Source organism: Bradyrhizobium sp. AC87j1 (assembly GCF_002936975.1).
Lineage (GTDB): Bacteria > Pseudomonadota > Alphaproteobacteria > Rhizobiales > Xanthobacteraceae > Bradyrhizobium > Bradyrhizobium shewense.
Genome location: NZ_PTFE01000124.1, coordinates 1 through 18,426, shown reverse-complemented (window position 1 = coordinate 18,426; position 18,426 = coordinate 1). Strand labels below are relative to the sequence as shown.

The following is an 18,426-nucleotide window of genomic DNA, read 5'->3' as shown; positions in this document are numbered from 1 at the left end:
GCACGCGTGGAATCCGCCGAGAAGGAGTACACGAGGTTCACGTCCCGGTGGCGGGCAAAGCCGCGACCCCGACGAAGCAAGGCTTCTGCGACATAGGGCTTGTCTACAACATCCGTGTCGGTCGGCTTGCCCGGCCGAGAGAAGTCCAGCGTGACGCCGCGCTGGTAGGCCCACAGGTCAAGATCGCGCGACACGAACTCGCTGCCTTGATCGGCGCGGAGTCGTCACCGGGAATCCCACGTCCTTGCAGGCCCGTTCCAGTATCGCCGCGACATCGGTGCCGCGAAGCTGAACCGTGGCGCCAGCATCGGTGAGAAGCGGGAGAAAATATCGACGATCGTGAGCACGCGCAATTTGTGTCCGGTCGCCAGTTGATTGTGGACGAAATCCATCGCCCAGGTCTCGTTCGATCGTGTCGCCGGCCTGCGATCATCGCGCAGCTTGGCCTTGACCGGCGCTTGGGCGTTCTGTTGCGCAATTGCAGGCCCAATTCGCGATAGATGCGCCGCGTCTTGTTCTGGCCATGGCGCCAGCCTTCACGACGCAGCAGGACGTGAACACGGCGGTAGCCGTAGCGGATGCGAACATGGCAGATCTCCTTGATCTTCTGTTCGAGGGCAGCCTGGCCGGAGCGACGGGACTTGTAGTGGTAGGTCGAGCGGTCAAATTCGAGAGCGTCACAGGCCCTGCGGATCGAGACCTGCCATTCGCTGCGGACCTCGTCGACCAGCTTGCGCTTCCGGCCACGCTTCATAGCTAATGGGATGGTCTGCCCCGCCGAACCCGCGCATACTGCGCGGCGAGTTTTCGACCGAGAAAGGACCAGAAAAATGTTGCGCAACAAGCCTCAGCCTGCCGCTGTCTTCGGCATCGATATCGGAAAGAATGTTTTCCATGTCGTAGCAACAGACGCACGCGGTAGAGTCATTCAAAAAGTAAAGCTCCGCCGCGACACACTTTTGCAGTTCTTCGACGCCGCGCAGCGTACGGCCGTCGCGATGGAGGCTTGCCCAGGCTCCCAATGGCTGGCGCGCAAGTTACAACAGCTCGGGCACGTGGTCCGAGTGATACCTGCGCAGTTCGTGAAGCCCTACGTGAAGTCCAACAAGAACGATATCATCGATGCGGAAGCGATCGCCGAGGCCGCCACCCGACCCGCGATGCGCTTTGTTGAGGTCAAATCGGAAGCCCAGGTCGACATCCAGGCGCTGCACCGCATCCGAGATCAGAAGGTTGGCCTGCGAACTCAGCTCGTCTGCCAAATGCGGGCATTTTGCCTCGAATACGGGATCGCAATCCATCAGGGCATCGGCAAATTCAAAGCCGACTTTCCTCGCGTATTGACCGACGAGGGCAATGATCTGACGCCGATGATGAGGCACACGCTTCGTCGGCTGTTCGAGGACTTCGGACACATCGAAACACCGCATCGCCGAGATCGCTCGTGAAATCGAGGCTTTGGCGGCGAGTGACGAACGAACGCGGCGGCTCATGACTGTTCCCGGGATAGGCCCACTGGTGGCGACGGCATTCGTCGCGAGCGCCGGCAATGCTAATCAGTTCCGAAGGGCCAAGGACCTCGCCGCGTGGCTTGGGTTGGTCCCTCGCGAACACTCAACGGGTGGTAAGACGACTCTCCTCGGGATCAGCAAAAGAGGCAATCACTACCTCAGACGGCTGCTGATTCACGGCGCAAGGTCATGCGTCATGCATCTGAACCGTACTTCCGATCGCCTGGGTTCGTGGTTGACCGGCCTCGAAAAGCGCATGCATACCAACGAGGTCACCGTGGCCCTGGCTGCAAAGATTGCGCGGGTGGCCTGGGTCATCCTTACGCGGCCCGGCTCGACCTACGAGCGGCGCCTTCCCGCATTCCCGTAGGCCCGGGCAGCAGACTGCGAGGTTCGAGTCCTGATGACGAGACAGTTGATCGGCGCCGCGTAAGCCCTTCGCCGAAAACGGGCCAGTGCCCGATTAGCTATCTGGGAACGCGGCGTGCTGATCTCATCATGGCCTGGCTGCAACCGCAGCCCACTCGCGAGAGGCCGGATACATTTACGCAGACTGTCGAAGTCGGATCGCTCAAGAGCCTTGCACAGGCGGGGCAGACCATACATTTCGGCGGATCACGTCCTGCAGCATCTCCTTGTCGAGCGACAGATCGGCGACCAGCTTCTTCAGCTTGGCGTTCTCCTCCTCGAGCTGCTTCAGCCGGCGCATCTCGGTCCCGTCATACTTCTTCTTCCAATTGAAGTAGGTCGCCTGGCTGATCCCGGCCTTGCGGCAGATCTCCGCCACCGCACCCTCGCTGCCCTGCTTCAGGATGAACGCCTTCTGGGCGTCCGAAAACTTTGAGGCCTTCATCGTCGTCGCTCCTCCCAGCCGGGTGGATTTACGCAGCGAAAACTCTAGCCAAAAATGGTCCAGTTTGCCGGCCTCAGATCAGCACCCACCATACCCGTGCTTCAACCTATTTGTCGCCTCCTGGCGCGCCGCGTGTACTTCCGGCTGTAGCGAGATGCCGGCCCGAACTTCCAGTGGGAGAACAGTGCGCCCTGGGAGGGCACTTCGAGAAAGCAGCTGTGGCAATCACTCCTATGGGCACGCCGTCTTGTCGCGTTTGCGCCTGTCTGATTTAAGACGCTTGGTGTGAACTCAACAGCAGCGGCGGCGATTTCACGGCCGCAGCACGAAGAAATTGGTGTTGTTCTCAACGCGAGGCTCGCAAAAGCGTGGCACGCCGATTGCTACGTGTGCGCCGCTGAAGCTGCGGGACTCAGTGATTGGGCCTCCCCGACCTGCTTTCTGTAGCGGCCCAGGCCTCTGGTTTACGAGGGACAATATTCGACTAAGAAAGGGAGAGCGATATGCGCGCGTTCTGTGGTCTTTTCGTTCTGGGTATAATGAGCTTGGCAACGCCGACATATGCGGATTACAAATGCGGCGACGCCCCGTACGCTTTCGCCGAAGAAGATCTGGTCGACGTGTGGATCGGGCCCGTCCCTAGGGGCGCCAGAATCCGCTATGCGGAGGACGAAATCTTCAGACAATTCGAGCGGCATGTTGGCCCCGAAATTCCGAATGAGCTGCCCGAGAAATATCGGCGAGAAGTGCAGCATGTTGAGCTGTCCAACGCTCAGATTTCGACAAGCGTCAACGAGGCGTCGGAATGGCTCAAACGCTACGGAGTTGCGCTGGAGGAGGGACCGGCCAAAGTGTTCCGCTCGTACATCGACCGCGGGCACTACATATTTTCGACATTGATCGAACATCCTCCGGTACCCAATGCGCGGGATTTCGTTGCCTGCAGCATAATTCTTCAGCGAGGAATCATTGTGATGAACGATGATCAAGAGACCCTTTATCTCCGATCATATTTCCACAGTACCGATGGGAAAGGTGCAGCTGTTAACTTTGCTCCAAACGGCGGCCTTCAAATGACTTTCCCATCGAAAGTGGCGTGGTTTCCACTTGAGTTGACCAAATTCATCACCGAGCCTGCGGCATTCGTGGTTCTGGATGTGGCAACCCCAAAACCCGTCAAGCTACGCGCCCCAACCCCATTTAGGCTTGTAGGAGGTCACAAGAAGATCACCTTTGGAGGGCTGGATTTCTACGTGACTAGGATGGAGGCCGTCCTAGAGAGGGGCAAGGAAGCGCCAGACTTCTCCGTTGAGCTGCGGTAGGTGCAGTTTGCGAAGTTGGATCTGGAGACTGGAGCCTCTAGTCTAGCCGGCCACTGCCAACCAATCCTGGTAGCTGCCTCGCGACTTTCCCCAGGATAATTCAGCGCTGATATAAGGACCAATGCGCGGGGTAAGGGAAAATGATCGATAGGCGCGTGCTTTGGTTTTGCCTCGGTCTTGGCCTCTGTGTCTGCCTGGGCGTATGGTTCAATTTGCCGGGTGGGCTGGCCGGTAAGAGCGATGGTGTTCGTACGAGCGACAATCCGCTTATCGACAAGGTCAAATCAACCTGGCGAGCACAGGATGGTGAGACAGCGGAGCAAATCTTCACTAAGGTCTCAAAGGTAGCACACTTCATCCCCAGGGGATGGGAGGTTGGTCAAAAGACCGACTCGGGCGAGCCAGTTATCTTTTCGTGGGCCAAACACCGGGCCGATAAAACAAAGGAAGAGTACACGGTCACGTGGGAGGTGGCGCCCGATGGCACAATGAAAATTGTGGCGCCGTATGCAAAGCCGATGGAACTGGGCTGGCAGGCGTTCGCACTCTCGCTCATTGCGGACGAAGTGACAAACGACGAAAGCGGCGTGAACCGTCACTTGCTGCATCATCCCGCCAACTTCAACTTCGTAACCACCGCGCAGGGCAAGTTAGGCGATCTTCTGCGGCGTGGCCGCTGTTCTATCGGCGAGCCGGTTGGAGTGCATTACTCGCCGATGATAGATGAGCAGCAAACCGCGAAGGGCGGCCTCTGGCGCGTCGAGCTTTCGGTCGACTGCAATGTTCCCGGACCTAGTTATTTCACCCGCGACGGAGTCATCATTTTCGAGAAGCGCGAAGGCCAAAATTGGGAGCCCCAATCGTTCTTTGCCAAGCTTATCGCCACGTATGCACCCGGCTCTTGGTTTGAGCTTGCCGGCCCGAAAGATCAGGAAGCGTTCGAGGCGGACAGGAAGGTGTTGTCAAAATGACGTTCGCTGTCGATACGTCGAGCGTCGACGATGATAAAGGCGTATCCTGTTCAAAGTGTCTGCGCTTCGTGCGGCACGTCTCGATCTCGGCAACCGAGCGCAAGTGGAGTTTGTCGGACGGTTGGGCGAGGCAAGATTGCAGGCCAACACGGTTGCCGCGCTTTGACGTTCCCGCCTGTTGTGATCAATACCTCAAATTGATTAGCCGCTAACGTCTGTGTACAGCGGAGCATTATCGAGTATTGGGCCATAGTAGAGCGCATCGATTATCCAATCCCGCAGGGCGATCGTCTCGCCGAACCGCGATCGCTCCGTCTCCGCAACCCCGCCCAGCTCCGACGGAGCAATCGCCACCGGGCGCGCCACTGGAGAGAAAGAATGGCAGCTTGACAACAGCCCGCAATTAAAGGGCCGATTGACATCCATCGATCCTTTTCGACCGTTCGCCGCTGACGTTGGTTGATGAGGGCTCACTTGCTCGGCCGCCAGTTTGGTCTCTCAACGCAAAAGCCGCCATATGGCGGCTTTTACGTTATGCTTCATCACCTTTGCCGTATCGCCTTTGCTAATAATAACTGCGTGGTTGCCCACGGGTTGCCCAAAAAGTGATAAAGTCTGACTAATCCCGGCTAACTTGAGTACGATTGAACGCCTCCGATTCTTGGCTCTACTTCTAGTTTTTCCTTCTTTTTGGTCCATTTCCAAGCTCAAATCAAAGCTCGCAGATCAGGGTTCGATTCCCCGTAGGGTCACAAGACAAATGATCTGTGTTTCCCGCGCGACGTTAAGATTTCGTCGCTAGAATCAAGCGCATTCTGCCGCAGAGTTGTTTTGACGCGCAACGCTCCTTTGGATCTCTTGCCACCGGTTGCCCGCGGGTTGCCCAGAATCCGTCGCCATCATGGTCTTTGGGTTCAGCATTTCGATGGCTGTCCGGAGCGTGGACGGCGCCACATGGGCGTATCTCATAGTTGTCGTTATGGTGGAGTGTCCCATCAATTCTTTGATTGCCGGGAGTGGCACTCCGCGCATTGCGAGGTGAGAAGCAAACGTATGGCGAAGCGTGTGCCAGCCGATGGTTCTAAACCCAGCCTTCCTACAGAGTTTGCGAATCGCGTAGTGCATTCGGTAGTTAGTGAACGGGCGACCCTCCGAGCCTCGGAACACGTACCCGGTATCCTTTTTACGTCTGTACAGCATCGTGTACACGTCGATGTCGAGCGGTATATGCCGCGTGCGGTTATTCTTTGGGGCGACGAGCGTCTTCCCACGATCATCGTATGAATGTCTCACCGCAACGGTGCGCGTGAGCCAATCGAGAGATGACCACTGAAGGCCCCTGAGTTCTCCTTGCCGCATACCTGTCCGCAGCGCCGTCAGAACCAGTTCGCGCACTAGGCCATTCGCCTGGGAAAGGAGCAACTCACACTCTTCCGGCGAAAGATAATCAATTTCGGGCAACGCACTTTTTGGCCATTTGATCTTCGGTGGCGCTTCCGCAAGCTCTAACCACTCATATGCGGTGAGCAAGCACTTGTTGAGCACCGTCAGGCGATTCGTGATCGTCTTGTTTGTGTATCCCTGCTGAAACTGCTGAGCTTTATAGCGTTCGATGTCATGCCCTTTAATTTGTCCCACCGGCTTGCGACCAAAGAATGGGAGCAGAGACGAAGATAGAATGTACTTCTTCGACAGTTGCTCAGAATACTTGTTGTTCGGTCTTACATAGTCCTCAAACCATTTCACCGCGAACTCGGCAAAGGTCAGGTCCTTCGATCGTAGCGCTCCGATATCTATCGGCTCTCCACGTGCTAGCTTTTGTCGCAAGGTAGCTTCGTACGCCTGCGCACCGGCCTTTGTGTTCTCAGGACTACGTTTTCTATATCGTGTGGAGTTGACCGTGAAATCGACCCACCACGAGTTTCTTATCATTCGTACTGTCATATTCGTTATTTATCGATTGTTTCGGTCCGCTGCCTCGCCAAATACGAAATGACGTCGTGCTTGGCGAAACGAATGCTGCCGCCCACTTTGAGGAAGGAGATGCGTCGCCGCTGTTGCAGGCGTCGCACGCTAGAAGTGGAAATTCTCAGTAGTTCGGCCACTTCAGCGGTGGTCAATAACTCAGCATCGGCTCCGAAACAGTCGGGAATTTTCAAAGAACCATACGGCGTCGGCGAATTATCATCGCCGGCTGGCATCTCGACTCTACCATTGTTAGGAGGTTTGAGCATATGCACATGTTGCGCGCCGACTGGAACGACGGCCAGGCGCGGAGCCGTGACCACAGGAGACGTCCGCGACATCTTGGGCGGGCTTCCGCTGCCAAGCGGAAAGCTGTCGCCCATCTCTTCGGAATGGACCAAGGGCGGGCGTGTAAAGCCGTCGGCTGTCGCCGCATGACGATGAGATACAAGGCGGCCCGCGCGGATGATGCCGGCCTTCGCCAACGCATGAGGGCAATCGCCGAGGTGCGTCGCCGTTTCGGCTGCGGTATCATCTTACGCAACCAGAGCACTAAATGTCATAAATCCGCAATCAAAGCGTGCTACGTAGTTTGGTCCGACAAATTGCCGCTGCTGGTCGGAGTGACGCGCAATGTTTTTTGCTCAGCGATTTGTCGGGATGGGTATTCGCGCATGGGCTACGACACTGCTACGGCGCAGATGCTCCGCAACGTTCTCGATGAAGTGCTTGCTAGCTCCACGTTCATCGAGCAGAGGCAACGCTCTGCGCTGGAGATCGCGGAACGCATCCTTTGGCTTGCCTCACAGGGGGAGCGTGAGGCCGCAAGGATCAAACAGCACTTGCTGAACGAGTTTTTGGCGAGCGGAGCTATAGCGTAAGAGCCGGGAAGGCCGGCTCGATGGTAAGCAGGGCTCCGCGTTTGTGTTCGGACATACGATACCGGGGATCCTAGTAACGCCGGCCGGAGTTCCGAGCTGAATGACAAATGCCGGCCAATCGCCGCTGAAATTGTTTGACGCGGGGCTATGGACATGCAGATCCCATGTGCGCCACTCCGCCCCCCCCCGGAAAAAGAGATCAGTTCGGTGTCATCTCCATATCGCGCGCGCTAGACAAATGCGCCTCGGAGTCATGTTATCTGAACGCAACCAATGCTAGGGCAGCGTACTTACCACCGTTCAGGATCCATAAAAAGCCCTCGCCGTTGGCGAGGGCTGGACAAGCAGTGTCCAAGGCAAATCCGCACTGATCGCGCACTTAACCCTGAGGGTTCGGCAGGCCTTCCGATGTTCCCCGCAACGGAGCTCGTCCTGCTGGAGCATTCTTCCGCAGCGTCTGGACGGGAGGCGGTCATTTCTTGCTCTGTTCAGTACTCGCTTGCCAGCATCAGCGTGAGGACACGCAATGTCCTTTCCGAGTCGCTTGGATCTTCGGAGCCGTGCTGCATCTTCCTGTCGTAGTAGTCGATCTTCCAGAAGAACTTTCGACCCACCAGGTCGAAGCTTCCGAAGTCGTGCTCGCCATGAGGATCGTTTTCCTTTGTAAACCCGGAGAAATCCGCGACCTGACGGAGCGCCTCGGCCTTTACGCAGTCGGGTAGCTCGGCGACTCCGATTGTCATCCTTACCTTGCCGCCGCAGAACGTGCGTCGGAAGGTGTCGTTGAGGAGAGCGATACTATTCATCCTTGCACTCCTCCGCGCCCTCGCTCCTGTAGAGCGTCATGTGACGAGCGCCAATGTATGGACAGTCATCGTCCCATTGTGCGGACCACACGTTGCTCCACTCGCGGTTTAATTCCGCGCGGTGATAGTAGTTACGAACCAGCATCGTCGGCCTCCTAGATCAAGCCGGCGAGCACAAGTGCCGAGACGATTGTCTTGCCACCACATGCCTCGCAGAAGCCCTGGTCCTGATCGGGCTCCATGTCGGCGGTGTTGTTGCACCCCGCCGTCATGCAGATCGCCGGGCTCGCATCTTTCAGGAGAGCTGCCAACAGAAGATCGTCCAGGTCTTGGAAGCCCCTCTGATCGCAAAGCGTCACCAGCTTTTGAACTCTCTGGGCAAGAGAAATGTTGGACATCGTGTCCTCCTCGCTACGAGCATCCGACCCATTCGGGTGCTCGTTCGCGAGGCGGAGCGTGCGTCCACTACTGAGCGAAATTAGAAGATATGCTCAATCGATCGTATGGACGCTCGTCGCGATGCCTCCGCCTCGCCACCGAAACCCGGACACGCATGCAGGTCCCGGATCGCAGGGCGGAACGTGAAAGATCAAATCTGCAACGATTTTCGCGGCTAACGCCAATTGAGTGGAGAGGCGAAATCGTGCTCCTGGGTCACCAGGCCGACGTGACTTAGGAAGGCATTACACCCTCTCTGTAAGTGTGCGTGGAGAGCGAAAATGTCGCTCATGTCACCCGGAGTAACGCGCTTTGCTCGCACCGATTATCGCAACGACAATTGCACCTTTGGGATCAAGGACGAAGACCGCTTCTCGCACGTTTACATCATCGGCAAGACGGGTACCGGAAAGTCGACGTTAATCGAGACGATGGCGCTCCAGGACATTGAGCGCGGACGTGGAATCGCTCTTATCGACCCTCACGGCGACTTGGTGGAGCGCGTCGCAGCTCAAGTTTCGACGAGGCGCGCATCAGACGTAATCTACTTGAACGCGTGCGATCCCTCGCAGCCGTATGGGTACAATCCCCTGCGGCATGTCCGTGAAGATCGGATCGCGCTCGCCGCTTCTGGCTTCATCGAAGTGTTCAAAAAAATGTGGCCGGATGCATGGGGAGTTCGCATGGAGCACATTTTGCGAAATGTGTTGATGGCGCTGCTCGAGCAACCGCACGCCACGATGCACGACGTGCTCCGCATCCTTTCGGACCGAAAGTTCCGCGTCGAGATTGCGCGACACTTGAAGAATGAGACGGTCCGGGCGTTCTTCATAAAAGAGTTTGAGCGTTTCTCGTTTGGCTACCGTGCCGACAGCACAGCGCCGATCCAGAACAAAGTGGGCGCCTTCCTTTCAGATCCATTACTCAACAGACTTCTAACTGCTCCCCAGCATGATCTCCACGTGCGGCAAATCATGGATGAGCGCAAAGTACTACTGGTGAACCTGGCCAAAGGACAAATCGGTGAGGATAGCTCGTCGCTCCTGGGCGGATTGCTGGTCACGACACTCGGGCTTGCTGCGTTTAGTCGCGCCGACCTACCAGAGTATGAACGGCGTCCCTTCTTTGTCTACGTTGACGAGTTTCAAAACTTTACGACGCTCGCCATGGCGAATATGTTTTCAGAGCTTCGCAAGTATCGGGTCGGCTTTACAGTCGCCCACCAATACCTTCATCAGCTTGAACCAGACGTTCGTCATGCCGTTCTCGGAAACGCCGGTACGGTCATTTCCTTTAGGGTTGGTTCAGAGGATGCGACATACCTGGCGCGGGAATTTCAAGGCCGATTTAATGAAGTCGATCTGTTGCAGTTGCCCAACTATCGTATCTACATAAAGCTTATGATCGATGGAGTCCCCTCGGCGGCTTTCAGCGCGACCACGCTGCCTCCGATGAGGCGGTGAGCCTCAGAGGACGGCGAGGAGCTCGCTCGTAGACGGTCGTGTTGGAATTGGCCCGGAGGAAGGAAGACGTAAACCCTTGGCATCGCTGTTAATTCGGCGCTTTATTCCCTGGGTCAGTGGCTTGGACACGGCGTCAGGGGGTGTCTGCAGGGGCGTCTAAGGGCTTGCCAAGGCAGCGCATGCTGGCGCCTCAGTGGCGGTCAACCAACCAGTTCGGCATTGCCGATCGCTTCAACTTCGCTGGTATCGCCGGGGAGTGTTCGGTGCACTGCCAGCTTGATGAGATTGTCGCATGAAGCGCACCTCCTTGCACTGTGTGGGGTGGATTCCGTGGTAGGAATAGGTATGGCTATGGAAGTTGTTGCGAACAGGCCGAACGCCGCGTGTTGAAAGAAAGCCGGCAACTAACCCCCGCGACTATTCGAGCAAAAAGGCGGGCGTTTCACAGCCACTCCAAGAGAAAGCCAAAAGCTAGCCGCCACAACTGAGCGTCTCAACCTCCTGATATAGCCTTCGAAGATGATCGTCGGACACGTCGATGATAGGCTCATACATGAACGAATTCAAATGGATGTTCTCCGGGGTCATCAACATCCCGAGTTCAATGATCGCAATGTTGGCGATTTCCGTCCAGAACTGCTTTTTGTACTCTCTGAGCAGCTTAGGGGGGTGGGCCGAAGTTATGCAGCGAGCAGCTTCTCATCCTTTATTCGTTCGGCCATGAATTGTTCCGCGGCAATTCGCGTGGCTATCGACAAGACGACTTTATTCTCGAAGTTCATACCTTCCGTCGCGTCGAGTCATTCGTTGGCGGCAGTGAAGACGTCCGACAAAACAGAGCCGCCACCATCGGGCAGCGTTAAAGGCGTCAACGTTTGCGAGATTGGCCAACAGCTCTTCGCGCTGCTCAATGTACGATTGGGAGTCGCGCGCCGTGGCATTCTTTTGGATCAGCTTTTCAATTTCTGAAAACTTCTTTCTGAGCGTTGCGTCGTTTGTGATCCCCTCTTTTTCCTTGGAGATGAGGGCCTCCAGGTCCTTCGCCTCGCTTATTTCGAGGCGCGTTCCGGACACGAGGTTTATTGAGTGGTTGGCTTTGAAGAAGCCGTGATCAGCAAGGCTCTCGGCTACCGACGCGACGATTGAAGGCGCATAAGCAACTGTCGGTTCTGCGTGCGGCCCTTCAAGCTCACTAGCTCACTGCGATCGCATGACGATCAAGCCCGTTGCCCACGTCACGAGGGCCGCCTAACATTCATTCCGGCAACGTCGGCCCGACGTAGTTCAACACCGATCGGGACATCCCCCTCCGCCGGTCGCCTTCATGTCCTCCGCTCTCGCTACCAAGAAAGCAACTTAGCCAACATCCGTTGACACCATTGTTAGCGGCCATGGAATCTCTCACCAAGACACAGAAGGTGAGTCAAAACGACTCAGCATCTAAAGGCGCAGCCCTCGCTCTCGTGCGGGTGACCGAGAGGAGCCGTGGCACAAGCCTCTCGGCGCTGTGTGCTGAGGACCTTTGCCAGTTGGCAGGGGGTAAGGGGGAAAGCAACGAGCCGTCGCTACGAGGTCACGTCTCAGATTCGACACCCTGCAAACTATTCCGGCCGGGGGGCGTCACAGGTCATCGTGGAAGCTTTTGTCCAAATGCTGGACTAGTAGCGATGGACCGCGACTTTTCACGGAGGCTGGCAGGCAGCCCTCCCCTGTGATTTGATTAGCGAACACTGAAGGGCTACCTGGAGCCATGTAGGGTTTGGATTTTTTGGCGATGCCTTTGAACAATCACCTCCGCCGATTTTGGGCGGAAAAGCCTTACCACTCTAAAATGGGCAGTGCTGCCGTCACCGCCCCGCCGGATCAAGAGTATCAGCGCGTTTACTACATCACCTCAGCGGAATACGCGCTCAGCAATATCGTCTTTGGCCGCATTAAGGTGGCACGCTTCAGCCAGCTGAATGATCCGTTCGAATTATTGGCGCCGAAGTTTGCGAACTCAGTGCTTCGCAAGTCAATGAGCACGTTCAAACGTGAGTTCGACCAAAAGAACGGCGTCGTTTGCTTCAGTGGCGACTGGGTAGATCCGGTACTGTGGACGCATTATGGCGCCAGGCACACTGGAATCTGCTTAGGCTTCAATGTTAAGCGCGACATCTTGCGAAAGGTGAATTACGTCACCAATAGAATGACTGAGTTTTCGGGCGGCCCGGTCCACGAGGCGCTAGAAGATGCAATTGTTGAAACCAAATTCGCAAGCTGGGGGTACGAAAACGAGCATCGCATCCTTGTGCCGCTCAAGAACTGCACCGAAGAGGGAACATTGCATTTCCTCCCATTCGACGACGAGCTTCAATTAGCCGAAGTTATTATCGGTGCGCAGTCTTCCTTGCTGTCCGAGAGGCTGCGGAAGATTGTTGATAAGCACTACCAGAGAAACGAGGTTACGACTTTCAAGGCCAAGCTGGCGTTGAAGTCCTTCAATATTGTTCCTCTGGAGCCGAGCGTGCCCCCGATTCGGGAGCACTCCGCTTAACCCACGAAAAACCTTGCGCCGCCCCCATCGCCCTTCGCAGAGAGAAAGGACTCGACTGGGGTGATCTACTGGCAAACAACGATGGGATGTGCACGAGGGAAGGGAGAGCCTTGATGGGCGCTGAAAACTACCTTGCTTCCAACCTGAGCCCTCAAAGAACCGTACAGACTGTCCTTGTGAAAAAAGATTTTCTCTCCGCTCGACGACCTCACGAAGCCGGTTGACCACTTTACCTCGCTAACGAGTCCGAACTCACGCGGCGAAAAATGGAAGCACAACTCCTCGCAAGAGTGCACAAGGTCGGTCGCTAGCGGTCTCTGGGTCTTGTCGTGGACGAGACATTTCTCAACGATAGCGGTGAGCGAATTTGAAAGTGGCGCGAACTGCGCTTTTCCAGTCAGGAAATTAGGCCAAACGAGCGGTTGCCTCTTTTCAACGTTTACCGGCACCATCATGCCCTCTCCGAAGGGATAGACTCCGGTCATTAGTCGGAACATGAGCGCTCCAAGGGACCAGATATCAGCTTCGCTTCCGACATGATCTCCCGGCTTTCGAAAAATCATCTCGGGAGCCATATACGGTAGGGCACCCTTGACTGTTCCAGATGTCGAACGTGTCAAGTCTCCGCTCTTTGCGACTTCCTCAAAGAGTTCATCCGCCAGGGTCGCAATGCCGAAATCCGTTATTTTGACGGAAGAGAAGCCCGCGCCCACGAGGATGTTGCTAGGCTTTAGGTCGCGGTGCGCTACCTGAGCATGATGCGATGCTGCTAACCCCTTAGAAATTCGGAGCATCAAATAAGCCGCCAAGTGCGGATCAATTTGAGGAAAGACCTCCAGGGTCGCGGCTTCTAAAGTCGTACCTTCAACGTACTCCTCAATGAGATAGCATGCGTTCCCAACCTCAAAGTAATCAAACGTCTTGGCGACATTGTAATTGTTGATCCGCGCGGACAAGACCGCACTCTGTTTGAATCTCCTATTCGCTTGCCCAGCTTGCGGTGTCTTCAGAGCGACTATCTCACCTGTCAGCTTGTCGTGCGCCCTATAGACATCCTGCATGCCGCCAGAGGCTACGTAAGAAATAATCTCATACCGTGAAGCCAGCTCAGTCCCGGGCCCAATCATGCCATGACCTCTGGATTGGATATGTCGAAAGTAACGAAGGCCCTTGGCGCTGAAGAGCCGATAGTTATAACGCACGCTGACAGCATAGACATGCCTACCGTCGCTCTCGCATTGTTCACGTAAACATCACCCGTGAGGGCAGTAATCTTGAACTCATACCCGTCATACCTGATTGAGAGGCTTCCTTGATTTTGGAAAGCCAGATTGACGGTGCGCTTAGACGCGTTCAGTTCATGAGCGTTTGTCTGTGTTCCCAATCGAGCGCGGTGCTTGTCGCGGAGTAGATCGCGGCCTAAAAGCCTCGCAACCTCCGACATGGAAGGGCGGCTTGCTGGAGAAAGATCGAGACACGCTTCAAGGGTCCGTGCCAACTCTGGATTAAGTGTGGGTTGGGCTGCGATAATTGACCCAGGCACAATTGCTTTTGGCTTCTCGTTGTGCGGCTGAATTCCAAGGAGGGCTAGCGCAGTACGGGCGAACGCAAAGGAGTCGATGGATGATGTAAACGAGATCGTCTTTGTGCCAAAGAGCTCCGGCGCCATGTACCCTACGGTGCCAGCTATACTCTTTGTCTTATCGTCCTTTCCCGCCTCTCTCGCCAACCCAAAGTCAAAAATCTTGATAATTCCGTTGCCGTCACGCCGTATATTCTGAGGCTTGATGTCACGGTGGATTACTCCCGCAGCGTGAATCTCAGAAATTCCTGTAGCGATCTGCCACAATGTTTTTTGATAGTCCTCACCTGGAGGGAACTTGAGCTTGTCCAGGTCGGTGCCGGAGATGTGCTCCAGCACAAGGCAGCGTATATCTTGGCCGTTCCACGTGAACGACACCACGTCCAACAACTGAACGACGTGCTTCGAACGCAGACGTATCAGTGCCTTTTGTTCGTCTAACAGGCGCGGAAGGTCAGATTGCTTGAAGACACGTTTGAGCATCACTTTGCGAGATAGGTTTTTATCCTCGCACTCGTTCAGTTCACCCATTCCTCCCCATGCCGCATTTCCTGTCGGCTCATACCGATTAGCTATCAGCGGCATCCTCACCCTCATCGGAGGAAATCTTGATTTCGAGCTGATCTCCTTGAGCAGCCTTTTTTGATAGCCGGATCTTTCGCTTGGCTCCGGTCCGCGGCTTTGACGTAACCGGTCGGTCCTGCTCTTCGGTTGCTGGCTGGCTGGGCGGAGAATCTGACGCGGGTGGCTTGGTCTCAAGACGTTGCAGATGCAGCTGAGAGTGCCCGCTCCAGACCGTAGGGAGCGAGCCGCCTTCCCGGCCGAGCTTATTCATAAGGTTCGATAGGGTGAGCGCCGCAACGGATGCATTGTCGGGGCCGCCTAACCAACGGGCCAGTGCCAACAGTCGATCAGTGGCGCGGAGCGGTTCTGTTGCGTGAACTAACAGCTGCTCGAATATTTTTTCGTCGAAATAATGGGCGCCGTCCGAAGTTATAAAGAAAGAGTCTGACCCTGGAGGCACATGCTGGATATTGGGAACCAATGATTTGCCAATGCCAATGAACTGAACGAGCCCTCGGTCTGCGCCACCGAACGCCTCTTTTAGATTGTCATCCACTGTTAGACGGCGCAACTTTGTCCACTCGGCGTCTAGCGCGTAAACCCGGCTGTCACCTACGTTGGAGACGTAAACGGAACTGCTGCCTTCAATCAAAATGGCCGATAGCGTAGCCCCGCCGCGACCTTGCCACTGTCTATGGACCGCCTCATTCGCTACGTTAGTCGACATATAGAGTCTGCGTTGGGGCTCTATCTCCGATGCAGCGATCAATGAAGAGAAGAAGGCCGCAATCGTAACGGTCGCGCAGGGCCCACCGTCCTTCATCCCGCCCATGCCGTCGCTGAGGGCGAAGCATACAAACGGCCTTGGCCCATCTGAAACTCGAAGCACAGCTACGCGGTCCTGATTCTCGGTTCGCAGCACGCCTACGTCGCTCGCAATTATCGCCTTATCGTCAAACAGCGTCTGACGCGACCGGTTAAGCACGGTCCCGCGCATCCACTCTGCTAGGAGGGCAAATTGATCAGGAATGGCACTCTCCCGCTAGAGTTGTTGCAAAGTCGATCACATCTTCCCCACAAGTTGCAATGGGCATACGGTTCATTGTGAACTAGGCGGATACCGGCCGCGCTCCACAATATACAATAAACCCAAATAGAATCATACATTTGTAGGGATTACATGGCTCCTCCACTACCGCGCTTGCTGGTCTCCATTCCCACAGGAAATACTCTAGCCCCTAAGTGCGTCTGGTGCCGGCTCAAGGTAGCGGGCCACGCTGTTCGACGATTTTCGTGAATTTTGGCAGGTGTCTCAATGACAATACTTACCCTGACAGCACAGCAAGACCACCTGGAAAAGGTGGCGAAAACCCGCGACCCGATAAAGGCGATTTCTGAGTTTGTCTGGAATGGTTTAGATGCCAATGCGTCGAATGTGGTGGTTAGCTTTGCGTTCAACAGCCTCGGCGGCATCGAATCAATAAGTATTCTCGACGATGGAGTGGGCATAACGCCTGTCCGCGCGAACAAGGATTTTTCCAACCTCGGTGACTCATGGAAAAAGGATGCTTCTCGTCAACGTGGACAGCGGGCCCTACACGGCAAGGAAGGTCGAGGTAGACTCCGTTTCTATTCGCTGGCGCAACACGCGGTTTGGCATTCGACGTTCGAGGCCGATGGAAAGCTATCTGATCTCCGTATTGAAATCCGCTCGGATACCCTCGGACACGCGGCGGTCTCAGACGTGCTGCCGCCCTCGGAAGATCACACGGCTACACGTGTGGTGCTCTCCAATCTGAAGGAAACGTTTGACTGGCTTGCATCAAGGGACGCCTTCTTGCAGCTAAGTACAGTCTTCGCTCCGTACCTCCTGCGATATCCATCCGTTTCGATCTCGTATAATGGCGAGAAGATACGGCCTGCTGATACAATTGCCGCTTCCTACGATTTTCCAACTGAGACGATCGTCTGCCCTCATCGTACAGTCCGTGATTTGACGATTTCAGTAGTTGAGTGGAATTCGCACGTAGAGAGCCGCCGCATACATTTGGGAGGCGAGAACGGGATTGTACTTGGTTCGCAGCCTGCCAACGTGGTTGCACCGGGATTTGAATATTCGGCCTACGCCTATTCCTCTTTCTTCCAAGAGATCGCAGACGCTAATCTTCTTGAGTTGGACGATCTTACTGACCCGGATTTCTCGTACCTAATAACCTACATACGGGACGCACTTACGGATTATTTCCGCCGGAGGCAGGCAGATCGCTCGAAGGGTCTCATCGAAGAGCTTAGGGCGGAAGGAGCGTACCCATACGACGGAGAGCCGCGAGACGAAATCGAAAGAAAAGAACGTCAGGTTTTCGAAATCGCTACTTACGCGGTGTCTTCCTATTCGAGAGATTTTACCAGAGCCGACACCTCGCTGAGGAAAATGACGCTCACCTTCCTCAAAGAGGCCATCAGGCACAATCCTGATTCCCTATCCACAATTTTGCGTGCGGTCGTGAACCTGCCGAAGACGAGACAGGACGAGTTCTCTTCTCTCCTAGAAAAGACCCAGCTCGGAAATATCATTACTGCTTCTAGTTTGATCGCGGACCGCGTGGTGGCGTTGGAGGTCCTGAAGGGGATGGTTTTCAATTCCGACTATCGACACACCACCAGGGAGCGCGGCGAACTCGATGTCGTCATTCGAGATAATACATGGATGTTCGGAGAGCGGTTTCATATAGCGTTGTCGGAGATAGGGCTCACGCGCGTAATGGAGCGAGTATCGCAAGAGCTTGGCAGCAAGCTTCCGAAAAAGCGGGTCAGGAAAGCAGACGGGGCCTCCGCCCGGCTAGATAATTTCTTGGGACGAGTAGTGCCGCACCCTGATCAAACCAAGCGCGAGTTCATGGTGATAGAATTGAAGCGGCCGTCCCTAAGAGTTGGGCGGGCGGAGCTGGACCAATTAGAAGACTATGTAAATGCGCTGATGACTCAGCCAGACTACTCTCACACGGATACACAGTGGACGTTCTTTCTTGTTACGGGAGAATATGATTCTTCCATCGCCCACAGAATAACGCAAAAAGACCGGCCAACTGGCCTATTCCTGAAGTCGGCAAACTCTGAAGTGTGGGTCAAAACCTGGGCTGAGCTCATTCGCGATTGCGACGCGCGGCTCCATTTCATTCAGGACAAACTGCGGGTCGAAGTGTCTGCCGAGGAAATCGATTCGAAGATCGCGGCTCTTCGTGCGTCGGTTTTGAAGGAAGATCGCCCGGTGGCCTCTAGATTTTCTAGGCAACCACGAGGGTCGAAGGCAGCCGACAAACATCAGTAGGAAACTATGGGGAAGAGAGAGCACCCCGCTGTACGGGTCCAGATACGCAACGTCGTGAGAAATCCGTACACAGTCGTCCGTGAAGAAGGCGGGAGAGCGCTGATTTAAGCGATCTTTTGGGCAGGGACAGTTTCGGTGAACGCCCGGATAATGGCACGCAAGAGTTCTGCGAGCCACCGCAGGAGCAGGCCGAAGTTGTAGCCGGC

Annotated in this window: 13 protein-coding genes and 4 pseudogenes; 8 read left to right on the top strand and 9 right to left on the bottom strand. The window is 55.5% G+C overall.

The genetic code is table 11. From position 1 onward, the window contains the following. Nucleotides 1-101 precede the first annotated feature (101 nt). Nucleotides 102-757: pseudogene (locus CV770_RS36365) on the bottom strand (DDE-type integrase/transposase/recombinase); the annotation flags it as partial. Nucleotides 758-830: 73 nt separating this feature from the next. Here CV770_RS36365 and CV770_RS36360 point away from each other — a divergent pair. Then, nucleotides 831-1,881 (top strand): annotated as a pseudogene (locus tag CV770_RS36360) (IS110 family RNA-guided transposase). A 237-nt stretch (nt 1,882-2,118) separates the two neighbouring features. Here the strand turns inward: CV770_RS36360 and CV770_RS36355 are convergent. Next, a pseudogene (locus CV770_RS36355) lies at nt 2,119-2,364 on the bottom strand (transposase); the annotation flags it as partial. Between the two features lie 503 nt (nt 2,365-2,867). On the opposite strand from CV770_RS36355, the gene CV770_RS36350 reads away from it, so the two are divergent. Both CV770_RS36350 and CV770_RS36345 read left to right on the top strand, forming a co-directional pair. Further along, the gene (locus tag CV770_RS36350) at nt 2,868-3,686 is read left to right on the top strand and encodes a hypothetical protein (protein ID WP_146101424.1); all 819 of its coding nucleotides are present in this window, start codon (nt 2,868-2,870) and stop codon (nt 3,684-3,686) included. Nucleotides 3,687-3,826: 140 nt separating this feature from the next. Beyond that, complete coding sequence (locus tag CV770_RS36345; RefSeq protein ID WP_104465767.1) at nt 3,827-4,657, top strand: nodulate formation efficiency C protein; 831 nt, start codon at nt 3,827-3,829, stop codon at nt 4,655-4,657. Between the two features lie 804 nt (nt 4,658-5,461). On the opposite strand, the gene CV770_RS36340 is transcribed toward CV770_RS36345, so the two are convergent. Beyond that, entirely contained in the window at nt 5,462-6,589 is a 1,128-nt protein-coding gene (locus CV770_RS36340; RefSeq protein WP_161500072.1) for a tyrosine-type recombinase/integrase, read from the bottom strand. Nucleotides 6,590-6,606: 17 nt separating this feature from the next. Next, on the bottom strand, nt 6,607-6,858 hold the full coding sequence (locus tag CV770_RS43615; RefSeq protein ID WP_245453954.1) for a helix-turn-helix domain-containing protein: 252 nt from the start codon (nt 6,856-6,858) through the stop codon (nt 6,607-6,609). A 120-nt stretch (nt 6,859-6,978) separates the two neighbouring features. Between CV770_RS43615 and CV770_RS36330 the strand changes: the two are divergent. After that, nucleotides 6,979-7,146: pseudogene (locus CV770_RS36330) on the top strand (IS3 family transposase); the annotation flags it as partial. An 845-nt stretch (nt 7,147-7,991) separates the two neighbouring features. On the opposite strand, the gene CV770_RS36325 reads toward CV770_RS36330, so the two are convergent. Together CV770_RS36325 and CV770_RS36320 are read right to left on the bottom strand one after the other, a co-directional pair. Next, complete coding sequence (locus tag CV770_RS36325; protein WP_104465765.1) at nt 7,992-8,309, bottom strand: DUF3768 domain-containing protein; 318 nt, start codon at nt 8,307-8,309, stop codon at nt 7,992-7,994. Nucleotides 8,310-8,464: 155 nt separating this feature from the next. After that, nucleotides 8,465-8,707, bottom strand: coding sequence for a hypothetical protein (locus CV770_RS36320; RefSeq protein ID WP_104465764.1), 243 nt, complete (start codon nt 8,705-8,707; stop codon nt 8,465-8,467). Between the two features lie 321 nt (nt 8,708-9,028). On the opposite strand from CV770_RS36320, the gene CV770_RS36315 reads away from it, so the two are divergent. The 3 genes from CV770_RS36315 (at nt 9,029) to CV770_RS36305 (ending at nt 12,746) form a co-directional block, all read left to right on the top strand. Further along, nucleotides 9,029-10,210 (top strand): type IV secretory system conjugative DNA transfer family protein, encoded by a 1,182-nt coding sequence (locus CV770_RS36315; protein WP_104465763.1) that lies wholly within the window; start codon nt 9,029-9,031, stop codon nt 10,208-10,210. A 567-nt stretch (nt 10,211-10,777) separates the two neighbouring features. Next, complete coding sequence (locus CV770_RS41890; RefSeq protein WP_146101423.1) at nt 10,778-11,179, top strand: hypothetical protein; 402 nt, start codon at nt 10,778-10,780, stop codon at nt 11,177-11,179. An 805-nt stretch (nt 11,180-11,984) separates the two neighbouring features. Next, entirely contained in the window at nt 11,985-12,746 is a 762-nt protein-coding gene (locus CV770_RS36305; RefSeq protein ID WP_146101422.1) for a DUF2971 domain-containing protein, read from the top strand. A gap of 65 nt (nt 12,747-12,811) precedes the next feature. Here the strand turns inward: CV770_RS36305 and CV770_RS36300 are convergent, their stop codons facing one another. The 3 genes from CV770_RS36300 to CV770_RS36290 are packed head-to-tail and all read right to left on the bottom strand — an operon-like array spanning nt 12,812 to nt 15,877. Continuing rightward, on the bottom strand, nt 12,812-13,873 hold the full coding sequence (locus tag CV770_RS36300) for a serine/threonine-protein kinase (protein WP_104465760.1): 1,062 nt from the start codon (nt 13,871-13,873) through the stop codon (nt 12,812-12,814). Further along, a complete protein-coding gene (locus CV770_RS36295; protein ID WP_161500070.1) occupies nt 13,870-14,913 on the bottom strand; it encodes a serine/threonine protein kinase in 1,044 nt (347 codons plus the stop codon). The genes CV770_RS36300 and CV770_RS36295 overlap by 4 nt, the downstream gene beginning before the upstream one ends. Continuing rightward, nucleotides 14,897-15,877: a PP2C family protein-serine/threonine phosphatase gene (locus CV770_RS36290; RefSeq protein WP_146101421.1), complete on the bottom strand. Its 981-nt coding sequence runs from the start codon at nt 15,875-15,877 to the stop codon at nt 14,897-14,899. Before CV770_RS36290 ends, CV770_RS36295 begins: the two co-directional genes overlap by 17 nt. Nucleotides 15,878-16,207: 330 nt before the next feature. Here CV770_RS36290 and CV770_RS36285 point away from each other — a divergent pair, with 330 nt between their 5' ends. After that, the gene (locus tag CV770_RS36285; protein WP_104465757.1) at nt 16,208-18,220 is read left to right on the top strand and encodes an ATP-binding protein; all 2,013 of its coding nucleotides are present in this window, start codon (nt 16,208-16,210) and stop codon (nt 18,218-18,220) included. The last annotated feature ends 206 nt before the right edge of the window (nt 18,221-18,426 follow it).

Bases quoted from the DNA above. Each gene is read 5' to 3' on its own strand.
- CV770_RS36285 (WP_104465757.1), top strand. From the start codon at position 16,208: ATGACAATACTTACCCTGACAGCACAGCAAGACCACCTGGAAAAGGTG.
- CV770_RS36320 (WP_104465764.1), bottom strand. From the start codon at position 8,707: ATGTCCAACATTTCTCTTGCCCAGAGAGTTCAAAAGCTGGTGACGCTT.
- CV770_RS43615 (WP_245453954.1), bottom strand. From the start codon at position 6,858: ATGCCAGCCGGCGATGATAATTCGCCGACGCCGTATGGTTCTTTGAAA.
- CV770_RS36325 (WP_104465765.1), bottom strand. From the start codon at position 8,309: ATGAATAGTATCGCTCTCCTCAACGACACCTTCCGACGCACGTTCTGC.
- CV770_RS41890 (WP_146101423.1), top strand. From the start codon at position 10,778: ATGGATGTTCTCCGGGGTCATCAACATCCCGAGTTCAATGATCGCAAT.
- CV770_RS36305 (WP_146101422.1), top strand. From the start codon at position 11,985: ATGCCTTTGAACAATCACCTCCGCCGATTTTGGGCGGAAAAGCCTTAC.
- CV770_RS36300 (WP_104465760.1), bottom strand. From the start codon at position 13,873: ATGATTGGGCCCGGGACTGAGCTGGCTTCACGGTATGAGATTATTTCT.
- CV770_RS36345 (WP_104465767.1), top strand. From the start codon at position 3,827: ATGATCGATAGGCGCGTGCTTTGGTTTTGCCTCGGTCTTGGCCTCTGT.
- CV770_RS36315 (WP_104465763.1), top strand. From the start codon at position 9,029: ATGTCGCTCATGTCACCCGGAGTAACGCGCTTTGCTCGCACCGATTAT.
- CV770_RS36350 (WP_146101424.1), top strand. From the start codon at position 2,868: ATGCGCGCGTTCTGTGGTCTTTTCGTTCTGGGTATAATGAGCTTGGCA.
- CV770_RS36295 (WP_161500070.1), bottom strand. From the start codon at position 14,913: ATGCCGCTGATAGCTAATCGGTATGAGCCGACAGGAAATGCGGCATGG.
- CV770_RS36340 (WP_161500072.1), bottom strand. From the start codon at position 6,589: ATGATAAGAAACTCGTGGTGGGTCGATTTCACGGTCAACTCCACACGA.